This window comes from Flagellimonas amphidinii (genome assembly GCF_013090115.1).
GTDB classification, from domain to species: Bacteria; Bacteroidota; Bacteroidia; order Flavobacteriales; family Flavobacteriaceae; genus Flagellimonas; species Flagellimonas amphidinii.
The window spans coordinates 14,981-32,140 of record NZ_JABFNN010000031.1; the positions used below are offsets into that span (position 1 = coordinate 14,981).

At 39.6% G+C, this 17,160-nt stretch carries 13 protein-coding genes; 9 read left to right on the forward strand and 4 right to left on the reverse strand.

Features of this window, described 5'->3' with window-relative positions; genetic code table 11:
* The first annotated feature begins 120 nt into the window (after positions 1-120).
* Positions 121-1,722: a bacillithiol biosynthesis cysteine-adding enzyme BshC gene (gene bshC / locus HJC33_RS08545; protein ID WP_171658404.1), complete on the forward strand. Its 1,602-nt coding sequence runs from the start codon at positions 121-123 to the stop codon at positions 1,720-1,722.
* 219 nt (positions 1,723-1,941) lie between these two features.
* On the opposite strand, the gene HJC33_RS08550 is transcribed toward bshC, so the two are convergent.
* The 3 genes from HJC33_RS08550 to pgmB all read right to left on the reverse strand — a co-directional run bounded on the left by HJC33_RS08550 (position 1,942) and on the right by pgmB (position 6,720).
* Positions 1,942-3,912 carry a thiol-activated cytolysin family protein gene (locus tag HJC33_RS08550; protein ID WP_171658405.1) on the reverse strand — a complete coding sequence of 657 codons (1,971 nt, stop codon included), beginning with the start codon at positions 3,910-3,912 and terminating at the stop codon, positions 1,942-1,944.
* A gap of 227 nt (positions 3,913-4,139) precedes the next feature.
* Positions 4,140-5,996, reverse strand: a complete 1,857-nt coding sequence (locus HJC33_RS08555) for a tetratricopeptide repeat protein (RefSeq protein ID WP_171658406.1) — start codon at positions 5,994-5,996, stop codon at positions 4,140-4,142.
* A gap of 61 nt (positions 5,997-6,057) precedes the next feature.
* Positions 6,058-6,720 carry a beta-phosphoglucomutase gene (gene pgmB, locus HJC33_RS08560; RefSeq protein WP_171658407.1) on the reverse strand — a complete coding sequence of 221 codons (663 nt, stop codon included), beginning with the start codon at positions 6,718-6,720 and terminating at the stop codon, positions 6,058-6,060.
* Between the two features lie 203 nt (positions 6,721-6,923).
* On the opposite strand from pgmB, the gene guaA reads away from it, so the two are divergent.
* Genes guaA through HJC33_RS08580 form a run of 4 tightly spaced genes read left to right on the forward strand, consistent with a single transcriptional unit; the run spans position 6,924 to position 11,500 of the window.
* On the forward strand, positions 6,924-8,456 hold the full coding sequence (gene guaA / locus HJC33_RS08565; protein ID WP_171658408.1) for a glutamine-hydrolyzing GMP synthase: 1,533 nt from the start codon (positions 6,924-6,926) through the stop codon (positions 8,454-8,456).
* Complete coding sequence (locus tag HJC33_RS08570) at positions 8,453-10,603, forward strand: PBP1 and LysM peptidoglycan-binding domain-containing protein (RefSeq protein ID WP_171658409.1); 2,151 nt, start codon at positions 8,453-8,455, stop codon at positions 10,601-10,603. Before guaA ends, HJC33_RS08570 begins: the two co-directional genes overlap by 4 nt.
* On the forward strand, positions 10,581-10,985 hold the full coding sequence (locus HJC33_RS08575) for an OsmC family protein (RefSeq protein ID WP_171658410.1): 405 nt from the start codon (positions 10,581-10,583) through the stop codon (positions 10,983-10,985). Before HJC33_RS08570 ends, HJC33_RS08575 begins: the two co-directional genes overlap by 23 nt.
* Positions 10,973-11,500, forward strand: a complete 528-nt coding sequence (locus tag HJC33_RS08580; protein WP_171658411.1) for a DUF922 domain-containing protein — start codon at positions 10,973-10,975, stop codon at positions 11,498-11,500. Before HJC33_RS08575 ends, HJC33_RS08580 begins: the two co-directional genes overlap by 13 nt.
* A gap of 27 nt (positions 11,501-11,527) precedes the next feature.
* Here HJC33_RS08580 and HJC33_RS08585 read toward each other — a convergent pair whose 3' ends face one another.
* Positions 11,528-12,391, reverse strand: a complete 864-nt coding sequence (locus HJC33_RS08585; RefSeq protein ID WP_171658412.1) for a hydroxypyruvate isomerase family protein — start codon at positions 12,389-12,391, stop codon at positions 11,528-11,530.
* Positions 12,392-12,437: 46 nt separating this feature from the next.
* On the opposite strand from HJC33_RS08585, the gene HJC33_RS08590 reads away from it, so the two are divergent.
* The 4 genes from HJC33_RS08590 to HJC33_RS08605 all read left to right on the forward strand — a co-directional run bounded on the left by HJC33_RS08590 (position 12,438) and on the right by HJC33_RS08605 (position 16,954).
* On the forward strand, positions 12,438-12,674 hold the full coding sequence (locus HJC33_RS08590) for a DUF3820 family protein (protein ID WP_171658413.1): 237 nt from the start codon (positions 12,438-12,440) through the stop codon (positions 12,672-12,674).
* Positions 12,675-12,729: 55 nt separating this feature from the next.
* The gene (locus HJC33_RS08595; RefSeq protein ID WP_171658414.1) at positions 12,730-14,364 is read left to right on the forward strand and encodes a CTP synthase; all 1,635 of its coding nucleotides are present in this window, start codon (positions 12,730-12,732) and stop codon (positions 14,362-14,364) included.
* Positions 14,365-14,430: 66 nt separating this feature from the next.
* The gene (gene yidC / locus HJC33_RS08600; protein ID WP_171658415.1) at positions 14,431-16,308 is read left to right on the forward strand and encodes a membrane protein insertase YidC; all 1,878 of its coding nucleotides are present in this window, start codon (positions 14,431-14,433) and stop codon (positions 16,306-16,308) included.
* A 91-nt stretch (positions 16,309-16,399) separates the two neighbouring features.
* Positions 16,400-16,954: a DUF6515 family protein gene (locus HJC33_RS08605; RefSeq protein WP_171658416.1), complete on the forward strand. Its 555-nt coding sequence runs from the start codon at positions 16,400-16,402 to the stop codon at positions 16,952-16,954.
* Positions 16,955-17,160: the final 206 nt, after the last annotated feature.

Below are 17,160 nucleotides of genomic sequence, written 5' to 3' on the forward strand. Positions count from 1 at the left end.
TATACCATAAACACAATTTTTTCTTACAAGAACGGAACAGATGACCTATGATGTAATTAACGAATTTTTAGGATGAGAAAAAAAGAAGAGGATTATCTTTAGCCCTTCATTACCGTTTTAATGGAAGTAGATTGTATACCGTTTAAGGAAACAGGGTATTTCTCCAAGCTTATTTGCGACTATCTGGAGCAACAAAGCGAATTGGAGCCTTTTTTCAACAGATTTCCAACTATTGATGGTTTTAAGGATCAAATAGAAGAGAAGAAGGCCAATTATCCCACTTCGCATAGAAAAGTATTGGTAGACGCCCTTACAGGTCAATATAACAATCATTCCACCTCTAAAGCCACACAAGAAAATATTGAATCTTTACATGATGAAAACACTTTCACCATTGTAACGGGACATCAGCTCAATCTTTTTACGGGACCTCTTTATTTTTTGTACAAGATTGTTTCTACCATCAATTTGGCAAAAAAGCTTAAGGAACAGTATCCCAAGCAGCATTTTGTACCCATTTATTGGATGGCTACGGAAGACCATGATTTTGATGAGATCAACTTTTTCAATTTTCAGGGGAAACGATTTTTATGGAACAGGCAAGCATCAGGAGCAGTGGGTGAGCTTGACACCGAAGGTATTGATGCTGTTTTAAATACCTTTTCAGCCCATTTGAGCAATAATGACAATGCGGAAAAATTAAAGGCAATATTCCGAAAGGCCTATTTAGAGCATTCAAATTTGGCCGATGCAACCCGCTATTTGGCGAATGAATTATTTGGAGAATATGGTTTGGTAATTCTTGATGGTAATGACGCTCAACTTAAAAGATTACTGGTTCCTTTTGCCAAAAGGGATATTTTTGAAAACCTTCCCCATCAAAAAGTCCAGGAAACCATCAAAAGCTTGTCCAAGGTTTCCAAAGATTATACTATTCAAGTCAACCCTCGCCAAATCAATTATTTCTATCTCAAAGAAAATCTAAGGGAACGTATTGAACAAAAGAACGGAAAATACCATGTGGTCAATACCCAAATTGAGTTTACTCCCTCTGAATTGGAAAAAGAACTTGAGGAATACCCAGAAAGGTTTTCGCCCAATGTAATCGCCCGTCCATTGTACCAAGAAATTATTTTGCCCAATCTGTGTTACATAGGAGGGGGAGGGGAATTGGCCTATTGGTTAGAATTGAAATCCTATTTTGAAGCTCTTGGCATTACTTTTCCAACCTTATTATTACGGAATTCGGTCGTGGCCATTTCAGAAAAACAGTTGAAAAAGATTGAAAAATTAGAATTGAATGTTTCTGATCTTTTTATGAAGCAACCTAGTTTGATCAACAAGAAAATCAGGAAGATTTCCAATATTGACATTGATTTTTCACCACAGAAAAAACTGTTGGAAGAGCAGTTTAAAAATTTGTATGAACTGGCCGAACAAACTGACAAGAGTTTTTTGGGAGCGGTAAAGGCTCAAGAAATCAAACAGAAAAAAGGGTTGGATGCTCTGGAAAAAAGACTCTTGAAAGCACAAAAAAAGAAACTTAAAGATCATGTTGTCCGAATTACCCAAATTCAAAATGAGGTTTTTCCAGTACAGTCCCTTCAAGAAAGACAAGTTAATTTCTCAGAGCTATACTTGGAATTGGGTAGTGGGCTTATTCCATTTTTAATTAAGGAGTTGGATCCATTCTGTGGCGGTTTTTTGGTGCTGAAATATTAGTCGTTAACTTTCCACAAGTCACCTTAGGTTTATTTTTCTCAAAAAAATTAAAATATTAGGTAGGGTATTTTCTAACCTAGTTGTTTCACTATTGAAAAATTGCTATGAATTTTTTAATAATTTGAGTTGGTAAACTCATATGTTTAGGTTGGTTTTGATTTTATTAAAAGCCCCGGAGTGGTTCCCGGGGCTTTTGTTTTTAACTAATTCAAATTAACCTTAATCAATCACCCAGGGCCCTTCGAACCTATCTTCGCCAATAGTGGCGGAGGAGAACCATTCATTGAGTTCGCTGCCGTTATCGTCTATGAACAGATATCGACCACTACTTCCTCCTAATGCGAAGGCTGTAGCAGCTCCTACTTTATCAAACAATCTACCATTTTCAAAACTCTCGGCATCTCCAAACCACTCATTGGACGGGGTTAATGGCGACCAAGAACCTGAACCACTGGAATCATATATCTGATAATTGTCTCCGCTGGTTCCGAAAAAGGCCATTTTAACGGCGCCCAATCGAACTGCGGCACCTATACCTTCACTTCCCAAAAAGAAATTACCACTATCTCCAAAAATGGAATTTACCAAAAGAATTTCTCCAGCAGCACCAACAGGGCTTTCTGGTATTTGGTTGGTTTCGGTATAATTGTTCAAAATGTAGATTTGCAGGCTAAAGCCATCCCCGCTAAAAATGTAGAGTCGATCCGCAAGGTTATCGGCAAATTTTACCATGGCTCCAACATTGTCTAGTGTCAGCCCGCCTAAGGGGCCATTCTCGTCAGTAATATCAAATATTTTTGTATCGCCATCTGCTAAAATTCCAGGTGTGTTTCCGTTGTACCAAGCGTATTGTGTGCCTGCTTTGTTAAAGATGACCACATCGCTATTGCCTACATGCCCCATGGCCCCTATGCCATCTTCAAAAAGTGCCACAAAATCGGAGTATGCACCTGGGGGTAATACACCTTTTAATTCGCAATTCACAACATCGTATTCCGTTGCCAAGGAAGTACCTACAATGGTATCTGGTCGCTCAACACTTCGTACCACATAGGACAAGGGCAAACCGGCCCTAATATCCGTGCTTTCCGCCAATTTGTTGGCGATGTCGGAAATATTGGTCTCGCCAGTCAGTTCAAATGTACCGGCAGCATCTCCGCCATAGGCCACAACTTTGATTTTGAGGTCATTGAGTTCTTCCATAGCATTGACTCCTAATTCACCTTCCACCTTATTTCTGAATGCACCATAGGCAACATCTAATTTGGCCTCCATTTCTTGACGACTTGAAGTAGACTCGACCAACATATAAAATATTCTTCCATAGGTTACCGATGAAATAAAGGTTGCAGGATTATCCGCTTGAATATAGACATCCAACTGTTCTGGGGTGGCGTTTTCAGAGAAGACAGCATTAAGGCTTGTGGGGAGGTCAAAGCTCATGGTATAATAGCGTTGAGTCAACTTAACCAGGGTGCGATTAAATGTTTTTTCTGTACTGAAAGATAGGTCGGAAGAAACCTTTGTGGTGAAGGTTTGAACATCCAATCCCATTTCAAGGGCCAATTGACTTTCCGATTCGATTTGCAAAATATCCAAGGTGAAGTTGGCGGGTACTACATCCCCAGCTCCCGCGATGATATTGTTCATCGCATTTTGAATACTGCTTTTGGATACTTGATCCACAGTAAAACTTGATTGAAGATTGCCGTTGTTTAAGTCATAGGAAACGGTTCCACCGGCCCTTTCAACCACAATGGGGGAGGGAGTGGCATTTTTCAATGTTTTTCCTTGGAGCAGACTGCCGGGATAAATAACATCCGCACTGGTATTGAACAAGGGGAATGTTCCATTGCCATCGGTAACACTGACTCGTTTCGTTACGCAGACAAATCGCTGCTCTATTTCTTCACCTTCTTCATCCTTTGTTACATAATCTTCGTTCTGGGGTTCTGACTCTGAGAGTTCTGTCGTGGTCCTACTTTCTGGGAAAGTTTCAAAATCTCCTCCTTTGGCCACTACTTGGTCAAATGTTAGGTCAGCTCCAGAATCTGGGTCTGGGTCTGGGCCCGGATTTGAAGTTGGGTCTGGATTGACTTCCATTTCATCTGAATCCGAACTACAGCCCACTAGTATAAACGTGAACAGAATCGCCAGAATTTTTACAATTGATTTTTTTGTTGTTTTCATCGCTCTATTGTTTTGTGGTTAAACTTTGTTGGTTGCTTTGTGTGACCTGCCCGGTAACGGTCTGCAGCCCTTAGCCGAGCAAGACCACAAAACTGTCGTGTCAAATTGATGACAAAACAAACCTAAGTTGCTGCTGTTGAGTAATGAAAAAATGGGGGTGGACAATAGGTGGACACCCTTAAATTAAAGTTGGGACAATAGGTGGACAGGCAAAGTAAGCCGCTTTTTTAAAGGTTTAGCACGATGTCCTGTAAAGAATCTTCTGTGGTAATATCCAGTTTTTTTCGAAGTCGATAACGCGCTTTTTTTATGCCTTCGGAAGAAATATTAAGGATATTGGCTATCTCTTTAGAGGACAGGTTCATTTTTAAAAGGGCCAATAAACGGAGTTCATTGGAGGTTACCTGAGGATATTTGGACTTTACATTACTATTGAAATCTTTATGAACCTCTTCAAAATATCTGGAAAAATTCTCCCAGTTGTTATCGTCCTGCAAATCAAAATTGATGGTGCGGATCAATTGTTGATAACCATTTTTGGAGCTCTCTTTTTTCTTAAGCTCTTGGGCCTTTAGTTTAAGGGCCTCTAGTAGCTCATTTTTTTTGGCCAAATGTAGTGCGTGGGTTGTGAGCTCTCTCTGTTTGAACGCCAGTTCAATATCCACTTTTTCTTTTTCAAGCTTGTTACGTTTCAATTTTTGACGAATACCGTAAGATCCAATAAGCGAAAGCACCAGCAATCCAGCCAAAAGTATTTTTTGTAGGGTGCTTATTTCAGCTTTTTGCTCTAAAACTGTAATCTCCTTTTCTTGAAGCGCGATTTGTTGTTCTTTTTTTTCGGTTTCATACTTTGTTTTCAGTTCGTCTACTTGCTTGCTTTTTTCAATGTTGAAAACACTGTCATGTACTTTTTGATATTGTCTTTGATCTTCTAGGGCACTACGTAAATTTCCAAGGGCCTCAAAATCTTTTGAACGAGCTAGATACCCATCTTCCAGTACATCCAAAGCACTGATGGAATCGGCCAGAACTATAGCTCTACTATGATTTTTCTTGGCCAGTTGATAATTTTTGAGTTTGTAGTGAATATCACCAAGATCATTATGACTTATGATGAGATTATTTATAGAACCAACTCTGGATGTGATATCATTGCCTTTTTGCAAATAATCCAAAGCCGTTTGAAAATTTCCCTTTTCCATATAACATGCCCCTATATTCCCATAATTGGCTGCCATAAAATCTTCCCTGCTTTTTGCCACAGCAATAGCCAAGCTCTCTTCGTAATTCTCTATAGCTTTATCATAATCTTTAAGAAAATAGTATACATTGCCAATTTCGATGTAAATTATTGCTTGCCAGATTTCCTCTTTCATGGATTTAAACAAGTCAAGCGATTTTTCAAGAGGTCCAAGAGATTCTGAATGATTTCCCCGAAGCATTTCTATTCTGCCAATATCTGATAATACTATTGCTTCCTTAGTAGCGTCATGGACTTTTAAAGTGTCGACTACCTTTGAAGCATTCAGGGCTTCGGTCATTGCTGATTGAAAATCCCCTTTATCCATGTAAATTGTAGATTTACGCTGATAGTTATCAATTAACTTGATTCCACTTTTTAACTTTGTAGCGGTTATGATTCCTTGATTCGCTAAATCCAAGGCATGTTCAAAATCTCCTTGAAGAGTTTTAAATTTGGCAAGCTCATTTAAAGCGAGCCACAAATTTTTGTTGTCATCAGTTTTCTCAAAGGTCCTAATGGTTTTCCCATAATAGAATTTTGCTGAATCAATATGGGCAATAATACTATAGTAATCGGCCAGGCACAGATAGCCCAGTCCTTCACCTTCGGCAAAATTTATTTTTCTTGAAATATCGATTGATTCATGTGCATATCCATAAGCAAGTTTTGGTTCAAAATGCTTCGTTGCATGGTAAAGCTTACGGAGCGTACTTACTTTTTCCTCATTGAAGGGAAGTTGGTCATATGCTACAAGTAAACTGTCTACCCTAACGCTATTTTGACCATAAGCAATAGAAAAAAGAAAAAAGATAATAAAATACTTGGGCAATCTATTTTTCATGGAGGTTGGTTTACCCTCTAAAAATAGGGAATTTAAGACCAACTTTTTGAAAAAGAACAGGTTAACTGAACAATTCGATGAAGTGCGTCTTGACTTCAAAAAAAGTGGCTTCTTCCATGGAATCAAATCTTAGGTCAGCATGTCCAACTCGTTCCTTGGGGCCAATACCTACGCTATAAAATCCTCCAGCTTTAGCGGCATCGATTCCTTTTTCTGCATCTTCAAATACAATGCATTCTTCAGGCTGAAGTTTCATTTTGTTTGCACCATAAAGGAAGATGTCTGGTTCAGGTTTACTTTTTTTAACGCTATTGCCATCACCTATCACATCAAAAAATCTATTCGCATTTAACTGTTCCAATACCTTGGGGGCATTTTTACTGGCACTGCCCAATGCCACACGAAAACCTTCGGTTCTTAAATGTGTTAACAGTTCCATGGCTCCTGGTAAATAATCTTCAGGAGTCATATTGTCTAAACTTGCTACGTACAAGTCATTTTTTTTGGTCGCCAATTCAATGATTTTTTCCTGATCTAAGGTTACTTTATTGTGCTCCATAATCACTTTTATGGAATCCATTCGGGATATGCCACGTAGTTCTTCATTGAGGTTACGGTCGAAATCCCAACCCATTTCATCGGCTAAGTTTTTCCATGCCTCGTAGTGCAGTTCTGCGGTGTCGGTAATAACTCCGTCCAAATCGAAGATAAATCCCTTGATCATAATGCAACTTTGTTTAGGAACAGCAAAGAAATGATGAATTATGTTAAGAAAAAAACTACATAACGTTATATTCAGTTTCAAGGATATTCTTTCTTGTAAAGAATTTTATGGCATTTATCTTGGATTGAAAGACTATTTATGAGTTTGAAATAAATATCCCTAAAAGATACTTTTTGAACTCCATCAAATTACTATTTTTGCCCATGCATAACAACGTACTTATCCTAGACTTTGGTTCCCAGTACACACAGTTGATTGCGAGACGCGTTCGGGAACTCAATATTTACTCAGAAATTAAACCTTATAACAAGCTTCCGGAAGATTTATCGGACTACAAGGCAGTAATTCTATCGGGATCTCCACTATCAGTGAGAGGAGACGACGCTCCCCATCCCAATCTTTCTGAAATCAAAGGGAAAAAGCCATTATTGGCCATTTGCTACGGAGCCCAATATCTGGCCCATTTTAATGGAGGGAATGTAGCGCCTTCGGATACAAGGGAATACGGCCGGGCCAAGTTGTCTTTCATCAAGGAAAATGAGCCTTTTTTCCATATCATCAATGAAGGTAGTCAAGTATGGATGAGCCATAGTGATACCATTAAGGAACTTCCTGATAATGCTGTTCGTTTGGCCAGCACCCACGATGTAACCAATGCTGCATTTCGGATTGAAGGTGAGGACAGTTATGCCATTCAGTTTCACCCAGAGGTGTACCATACCACTGATGGGAAGCAGTTGCTCAAAAACTTTTTGGTGGATATTGCCGGATTGGAACAAGATTGGACGCCAGATGCTTTTGTGGATACTACTGTCCACGAGCTTAAAAAGAAATTAGGCGATGACAAGGTAATACTTGGTCTTTCTGGAGGGGTTGATTCCAGTGTTGCTGCTTTGTTGTTGCACAAGGCCATTGGGAAAAACCTGCATTGTATTTTTGTGAACAACGGTCTTTTACGTAAAAATGAATTCCATGATGTCTTGGAACAGTATGAAGGTATGGGACTTAATGTAAAAGGGGTGGATGCTTCGGCACGCTTTTTGGAAGCTTTGGCTGGAGAAAGTGACCCCGAGAAGAAAAGAAAAATCATTGGGCGTGTTTTTGTTGAGGTTTTTGATGATGAGGCCCATAAAGTTGAAAACGCAAAATGGTTGGCCCAAGGCACTATATATCCAGATGTAATTGAATCTGTGTCTGTAACAGGGGGGCCTTCGGCGACCATTAAAAGTCACCATAATGTTGGTGGTTTGCCAGATTTTATGAAACTAAAAGTTGTGGAACCGCTAAAATTGCTGTTCAAAGACGAAGTGCGAAGGGTTGGTGCCAGTATGCATATGGACCCCAATATTTTGGGAAGACATCCTTTCCCCGGACCTGGTCTTGGAATACGTATTTTGGGGGATATCACAGCAGAAAAAGTGGCCATGCTGCAAGAGGTTGACCATATTTTTATTAAGGGATTGAAGGACTGGGGACTTTATGATAAGGTCTGGCAGGCCGGAGCCATGCTTTTGCCCGTAAATAGTGTAGGGGTCATGGGAGATGAAAGAACTTACGAAAAATGTGTAGCCTTGAGGGCGGTGGAAAGTACGGATGGAATGACTGCGGATTGGGTAAATTTACCCTATGAGTTCCTTCAAAAGACCTCCAATGATATAATAAATAGGGTCAAAGGCGTTAATAGAGTAGTGTACGACATTAGTTCGAAGCCACCTGCAACTATAGAATGGGAATGAAAAAATTAATAATCAAGCTGTGTGCGGTAGTTCTTTTTTTAACTTCAGCGCATCTAACAGCCCAGCAAAAATATACTACGCATGCCGTGAAGAAAGGGGAGACGCTAAAGAGCATTTCCCAACAATATCGAGTTACTCCATATACTATTTTACAATCCAATAAGGAGATAAAAACTGCGGCAGATGTTAAACCCAATACCATTTTGATTATTCCTCTAAATGGTTCTGTGGTTGCTACAACAGACGACTCAAAGAAAGATGAGGTACAAGAGGAACAAAAACCGATTGGATATACAAGGCATAGAGTAAGAAAACGCGAAACTTTGTTTGGACTTACCCAACGTTACCAAATTACCGAAGAACAATTAAAACGATACAACAGACAACTCTATTCTGAGCCTCTTCAGAAAGGTATGGTGCTTCAGATACCCAAGTTCCCAGAGCCAGACCCCGAAGATGAGCGTGAATTGGATTTTGAAACGTACATCGTTCAACCCAAAGAAACCAGATGGAGTATTGCCCATAAATACGGTATCACTGTAGATAGTCTTATTATTTTAAATCCAGAACTGACCAAAAACTCCGATTACTTAGCTGCCGGTCAGGAATTGCAACTTCCCAGACCTAAAGGGGATAGCTTGGAGGACCAGCAAGTGGAGTTGTTTACATCCTATACTGTTCCAGTAAAAATGACCTTGTACAGTCTCGGTAGGGAATATGGAATTCCTTCGGATTCCATTGTCAAGTTGAACCCTGAAATCATGAAACAAGGGGGGCTCAAAGAAGGAATGGTTTTGCGTTTACCTAAAAAGGTGGATGAAAAAGGAGTGGTCAATACAGAAAATTTCATTTTTTATGAGGTAAAACCCAAGCAGAACATTTTTAGGCTTACCCAGAACCTAAAAATGACACGAGATGAACTTTTTCAACTTAACCCGGATCTTGAAAATGGTCTCAAAGCCGGAATGGTTTTGAAACTTCCCAAGGAAAAAGCTGAAGTACTTGACGTAAAAAATGCTTTGGTGCTGGATAAAATCAATCTTTTGGACAGCATCAATGTTGAAAATAGGCCAAAATTGGTGTTCATGCTTCCTTTTAGGTTGGATCGCATCAATTTTAATGATGGTAAAAAAACCCGTAACCAAATTGCAAGTAGAAGGGATTTGGCATTAAGCTTAGGGTTCTATTCAGGAGCTTTGGTTGCACTGGACTCGATAAAAAGATTAGGAGTTTCTGTAGATGTCCATACATACGATACTCAATTAAGTCAGGATAAGGTCAAGGAGATTTTACTGAAAGAAAATCTTATGGGTGTCAATGCTATTATTGGTCCCATTGCTTCTGGGGCATTGGATGAGGTAGCGGTTCAGGCGGCATCCAGAAATATTCCCGTCATTTCCCCAACGGGAGCTGACAGCCAATTAAGTCATGGCAATGTGTTTTTCTCCGTTCCCAAGGAGGAGATACTCCGGCAAAAGATGCTTGCTTACTTAGGAAAAATCCATAAGGATGAAAATGTCGTCATTATTGCAGATGCTGAGCATCAGGTGGCACTAGATTCTATTTTGAGTAAGTTTCCGTCTGCTCAAATAGCTAAGGTGATAAGCAACAAATCTTTGCATCTGGATGAGTTTTTGATTCAATTATCAGAACAAAAAGAGAATTGGGTGTTTTTGGAGACAGACCAGTCCAATATGGTATCCAGTGTGAGTTCTATACTAAATTCAGCAAATACCGAAGAAGTATCTGTCCGCATGTTTACGACCAGTTATGGGAGCGCTTTTGAAGATGATGCAATTTCAAGTACACACTTATCAAACCTTAGGTTTACATATCCATCTTTTTACAGGGAAGCGGGCAATGATGCCTTTTCCAAGGCATATAGCAAACGTTTTAAAGGAATTAAGCCAGATAGGTATGCGATCAGAGGATTTGATGTAACATATGATGTGCTGTTGAAATTGGCACATAAGAACAATCTTTTTGAGACCTCAAAGATCATTGGTCTTACCGAATACACAGGGAATAGCTTTAATTACTTTAATGACTGGACCTCTGGATATTACAACAGAGCCTGTTATTTAATGGAATACGATAGTTTACAAATAAAAGAGGTACAGCTGGATGACATCGAAAGTAACTTATAAAGGAAATTTGCGTACCATTTGTGTGCATTTACGTTCAGGGAGTGAGTACATAACTGATGCTCCGGTAGATAACAATGGAAAAGGTGAGGCTTTTTCGCCAACAGATTCCGTTGCTACGGGTTTGGCCAATTGCATGCTGACCATGATGGGCATTAAGGCAAGGGATTTGGAAGTGGATTTAGTAGATTCCACTGCGGAAGTCACCAAACATATGGAAGCCAACCCTAGACGGATTGCCAAAATTGAAGTGAAATTGGACTTGCCGGCGAATGTTTCAGAAAAAAACAGAAAGATTCTGGAACATACGGCCAATACATGTCCAGTGCACCACAGTCTTCATCCGGACATAGAGAGGATAATAGAATTTAATTGGGTAAAGTAGTTGCCATACTAAGTATATTTTTCCTTGGTTTTTTGGGTTTTGGACAAGAAATTGAGGAAGGCGTGCCATGGAGTATGGAGAAAAGACTTACGTGGTCTGATTTTAAAGGTAAAGTGCCCCCAGCGGCAGTTCCCGCTGCTACTACTGCCAGTGGAATCAGTTATTCCTACACAGCCAATTTAATTCATCATGAAGTGCATTTGGATTTTGAAGTAAATGCCTATTTCTATCCCAATGAATCTTGGTACAAACCTGATATTTGTGATGACTTGACCTTGAGCCATGAACAACTCCATTTTGACATTGCAGAACTCTTCGCCCGTAAAATGCGGGATAAACTGAAGCGTACCTCATTTTCAGATAATGTAAAAGCGGAAATACGCAAGATCTATCAAGAAATATTGAAAGAGTTGCAAGATTATCAGGAGTTGTACGATTGGGAAACCGACTTTTCACGCAAGCGTGCAAAACAGTTGGAATGGAACCAGAAAGTCGACAGTCTTCTGAACAATTGACCTATTATTAGCCCTTGCAATAGTTACTTACACATCACACCTTAAAAAAGCATCCTTTAATGCAGCAATCTTGTCTTCCCAGGTAACGATGAACTCTTGGGCCACATATCCCTTAAAACCAGTGTCCAATATCGCTTTGATGATGGCAGGGTAGTACAATTCTTGGGTTTCATCAATTTCATGACGTCCAGGAACCCCAGCCGTATGGTAATGTCCAAAATAGGGATGGTAGTTTTGTATACTTCGGATGATATCTCCTTCTTGGATTTGCATATGGTAAATGTCATATAACAATTTGAAGTTGTCGCTGCCCAAATGTTTGCAGAGTTCAACTCCCCAGATGCTACTATCGCACATATAGTCTGGATGGTTCACTTGATTAAATAGCTCCATTTGAATCACCACGCCGTGTTTTTCTGCCAAAGGCATTATTTGTGAAAGCCCGTCTACACAATTCTGCAATCCCACATAATCGTTCATTCCTCTTCGGTTCCCGCTAAAACAAATGAGGTTGGTGTAACCAGCTTCGGCTACTTGAGGAATGATTTCTGTATAATTTTTGATAAGCTGCTCATGGTATTTGGGGTCGTTCCAACCTTCTGTCAAACTAATTTCTGCTCCATTGCACATAGAACAATGGATATCATATTTCTTCAACAATGGCCAATCCTTGGGGCCTATGAGATCAATTGCTTTAATGCCAAGTTCATTCAATGTTTTAAGGAAATCCTCTAAAGGAATATCGCCAAAACACCATTGGCAAACACTATGGTTGATATTGTTTTTAAGCTTAAAATCTTTTTGGGTAGAAAGTTGTTGTCCCAATGCTGAACTTGCGGCTAAGCCTGTAGAACCTAAGGCAGCTGCGGTAATAAAATTGCGTCTTTTCATTGTTTATGGTGATTGTAGCAAGAAAGATAGTACATTGGATCCACAAATGGAAACGCAACCCGACCAGAAACAGTTATTGGAGATGGCCCATTATAAAATGCCATATGGGAAATACAAGGGGCGATACTTGGTTGATTTACCCTTGCCTTATTTGGTGTGGTTCAAGCAAAAAGGTTTTCCTAAAGGAAAGTTGGGCAATTATTTAAATACCATGCTCACCATTAAAGATAATGGCCTGGAACACATCATAAGAAAACTTCAAAAAGAATTTCCAAAGGAATAGGCCAATTTTCTGGACTGCAATTTGTAACTTTACACCCCGTAATAGAAAGTTTAATATGTCACAGACCAAGTACATTTTCGTTACGGGAGGCGTTACCTCTTCTTTGGGGAAGGGTATTATTGCTGCATCTTTGGCCAAATTACTGCAGGCCAGAGGTTACCGAACCACCATTCAGAAATTAGACCCTTATATCAACGTTGATCCCGGAACATTAAATCCATACGAACATGGCGAGTGCTATGTCACAGATGATGGAGCTGAAACCGATTTGGACCTTGGACATTACGAACGTTTTTTGAATGTAAAGACTTCACAGGCCAACAATGTTACCACGGGAAGAATTTACCAGAGCGTTATTGAAAAAGAACGAAGGGGAGAGTTTTTAGGAAAAACAGTCCAAGTTGTGCCACATATTACCAATGAAATTAAGGAGCGCATCCAAATTTTGGGCAATAGTGGTGAATATGACATCATCATAACAGAAATTGGGGGTACCGTAGGGGATATAGAGTCCTTACCGTATATTGAAGCCGTACGACAATTGCTGTGGGAATTGGGAGAGAACAATGGTATTGTAGTGCACCTTACTTTGATTCCATTCTTATCAGCAGCTGGTGAGTTAAAAACCAAACCTACACAACATTCCGTAAAAACGTTGATGGAAAGTGGGATTAAGGCTGATGTCTTGGTATGTCGCACGGAACATCAAATTTCTGATGATATCAAGAAGAAATTGGCACTCTTCTGTAATGTGAAAAAAGAGGCAGTTATCCAATCCATAGACGCTTCTACTATCTACGATGTGCCTATTTTGATGCAGGAAGAAGGTCTGGATACTGTAACCTTGGAAAAACTGGCGTTGCCCAAAAATACAAACCCCAATCTTGATAGATGGCATGAGTTTTTGAAGCGACATAAGAATCCTAAGCATAAAGTTACTATCGGACTGATCGGTAAATATGTTGAGCTTCAAGATTCTTACAAATCTATTTTGGAGTCGTTTATTCACGCAGGTGCTGCCAATGAGGTCAAAGTCGAGGTACGTTCCATACATTCCGAACATTTGTCTGCCAATAACATCGACAAAAAAATGATGGGACTGGACGGAATCCTGGTAGCTCCAGGTTTTGGCGAACGTGGTATAGAAGGTAAAGTAATGGCGGTACGCTATGCTCGTGAAAACGATGTGCCATTTTTGGGTATATGTCTTGGTATGCAAATGGCGGTTATCGAGTTTGCCCGTAATGTCCTAGGGATGGATAAGGCCAATTCAACAGAAATGGATGAAAAAACGGCCTATCCGGTCATCAACTTAATGGAAGAGCAAAAATCCGTTACAGATATGGGAGGTACCATGCGATTGGGTGCTTGGGATTGTCAATTAGTGGAAGGTAGCCTTGTACATGAAGTTTACGGTGCAACAGACATTGCTGAAAGACACAGGCATCGCTTTGAGTTCAATAATGAGTATAAAGAACAAATGGAAGATGCTGGCTTGGTAGCTACAGGCTTAAATCCGAAAACTGGTTTGGTAGAGGTCATTGAAATTCCTTCGCATCCTTGGTTTGTTGGAGTGCAGTATCATCCAGAGTACAAAAGTACTGTAGCTAATCCACATCCGTTGTTTGTAGGCTTTGTAAAAGCGGTACTGGTGCAAAAACAACAACAAAAGAATGCCAGTTTGGCATAAACTGCGGTTTTGGACATATATTTGCCACCGAAATTACCAATAAAGATTTTCTACTAAATAATTTTCATGGAAGAGAAGAAGCTGGATATCAATTCCATAATTGGCTTTGTACTGATTTTTGGGATATTAATTTTTATGTTTTACCAAAATCAGCCCACACCAGAGGAATTGGAGGCCCAAAAAGCACAACAAGAACAAGCTGAGGCCGAAGCTAAGCAAGCAGAGGAAACTGAAAAACAACCCATCGTTGAGACACCGACCATTAATACCAAAGATTCTACGGCAGTTGCCGATTATAAGAGTTCCGTGGGAGCGTTTGGATTCACCGCTGTTTCTGAAGGAACCACAAAACTTGAAAACGAAGTACTTTATTTGGAGATAGCAAATAAAGGCGGACAGATAGTTGAGGCCAGAATGAAAAATTTTGTGACCTATGATTCAGTTCCTGTTTATTTGGTCAAAGATGGAAACGCCAATTTTGCCCTTAATTTTTCAACTTCAGATAATAGAGCGCTTACAAGTACCGATTTGTTTTTTGAGCCTTCGTTTTCTAAAAATGGAGAAAATCAAGTGCTTTCAATGAAGGCCAAAGTTTCCAACAATCAATTTTTGGAATATCGCTACGAAATGAGACCCAATGAATATTTGGTTGATTTTACTATTCGTTCTCAGGGATTGAACGGAGTTATCAATAGCGGACGACCTATAACTTTGAATTGGGATTTTAAAGGTATTCGCCACAATAAGAGTGTTCGATATGAAAATCGATATACTAGATTGACCTATAATCATGATGAAGGTAAAGTCAGTAAACTTTCTGAAAGCAGTGATTTGGATGAAGAAACGGAAGAGGACATCAAATGGTTGTCGTATCGTCAGCACTTTTTCAGTTCCATATTAGCGTCGGATGAGCATTTTAAAACAGCCGAGTTAACTTCCAAAAATCTTGTAGAAGAAGAAAGAAAGGATATTTTGTTCACCAAAGAATACAGCTCTAAATTGCCGTTGCAGTTGCAAGGAGGGGAGCTTTCACAAAACATGCATTGGTATTATGGCCCTACCGATGTAAAAGTTTTGGATGACTATAAAGATTTAGGCTTGGTTGATTCTATTCCCTTCGGATGGGGTATTTTTGGTTGGATCAACCGCTTTGTGTTTACGCCTTTTTACGGATTTTTAAGTTCTTTTCTGCCTTACGGAATTGCTATCATTATTATGACCATTTTGGTACGTTTGGCCTTATCGCCCGTAACTTACAAGTCCTACCTTTCTCAGGCTAAGATGAAAGTGTTGAAACCCGAAATCACGGAAATCAATGAGAAGTATAAGGACAATGCCATGAAGAAGCAGCAAGAAACCATGAAGCTCTACAACAAGGCAGGAGTTAGTCCTATGAGTGGATGTATTCCCGCATTATTGCAGTTGCCTATTTTCTATGCCTTGTTCATGTTTTTTCCAACATCTTTTGCATTAAGACAAAAATCCTTTTTGTGGGCTGATGATTTATCTTCTTATGACTCAATCTTTGAATGGACTACTAATATTCCTTTAATATCAAGTTTTTACGGTAACCATGTTAGTTTGTTTCCGATACTTGCCTCTATTGCTATCTTTTTCTACATGATGATGACCACTGGGCAAAGCATGCAGATGCAACAACAACCTGGTATGCCTAATATGAAGTTTATCATGTACTTATCACCCTTGATGATGTTGGTTTTCTTTAATAACTATGCCAGTGGATTAAGTTTGTACTATTTTATTTCAAACTTGATTACCATTTTTATCATGTTGGCCATCAAGAACTACATCTTGGATGAGGATAAGATTCATGCTCAAATTCAGGAAAACAAGAAAAAACCAAAAAAGGAAAACAAGTTCCAGCGTAAAATGCGTGAGATGATGGAGCAGGCCGAGGAACAAAAAAAGACCGGTAGACGTTAAGGTTGTTCTAATTGTGAAATTTATGAAAGCTTAAATTAAACCTTTAGGTTTATTTTGAGTCCAAAGAAGGTCTAGCCATAATTTTCACACGATGAAGAACTTACGTTTAGCTATGTTTCTTTTTGCATGCTTATCTATTGGCTCACTTCAATATGTTGAGGCTCAAGTCTACAGAGCTTCGCAGGAAAGGCGTATGATACGTAGAAAAGTACGCCGACATAACCGTAGGGTTGTCCAAAGAACCATAAGACGTTTACCAGCCAATACCCGGCCCGTAATTTACAGAAGGGCTACCTATTATCCAGTAGGAGGTATGTACTATGTAAAACGCAGGGGTGCTTACGTAAGAGCATTTCCGCCAAGAGGTTTTCGTTTGAGAGTGTTGCCCGCAACAGCAGTTGCTTTAACTGTTAGAGGAACTGCTTACCGTTATGCAGATGGTTTGTTCTACCAGAATGTTGATGGAGATGAGTTTGAAGTGGCTAGTCCACCCGTTGGAGCAGTTGTAGAGTCCCTTCCAGATGATGCAGAAGAAATTGATTTTGGTGGTGTGTCAGCTTATGAACTTAATGAGGCCATATATAAAGCTGTAGAAGATGGTTATGAGATTATCGATGTGTTGGAACAGGAAGAAGAGGAGAACTGATCTACCATAAAATTTGAAAGAATTGCACAAAAAAACTCCCTCAAAACTTTGGGGGAGTTTTCCAATTATTGGTGAAGTTTGGAAAGATTTGGGACTACAAATATGGGGCCTAAAATTGAGGTTGAAAATTAATAGTTGTCAATGGGAGGGTTTTGTATGGTAAAGAGACCCCTTTTGATGTGTCATCGATGAACGGTATATTGCAA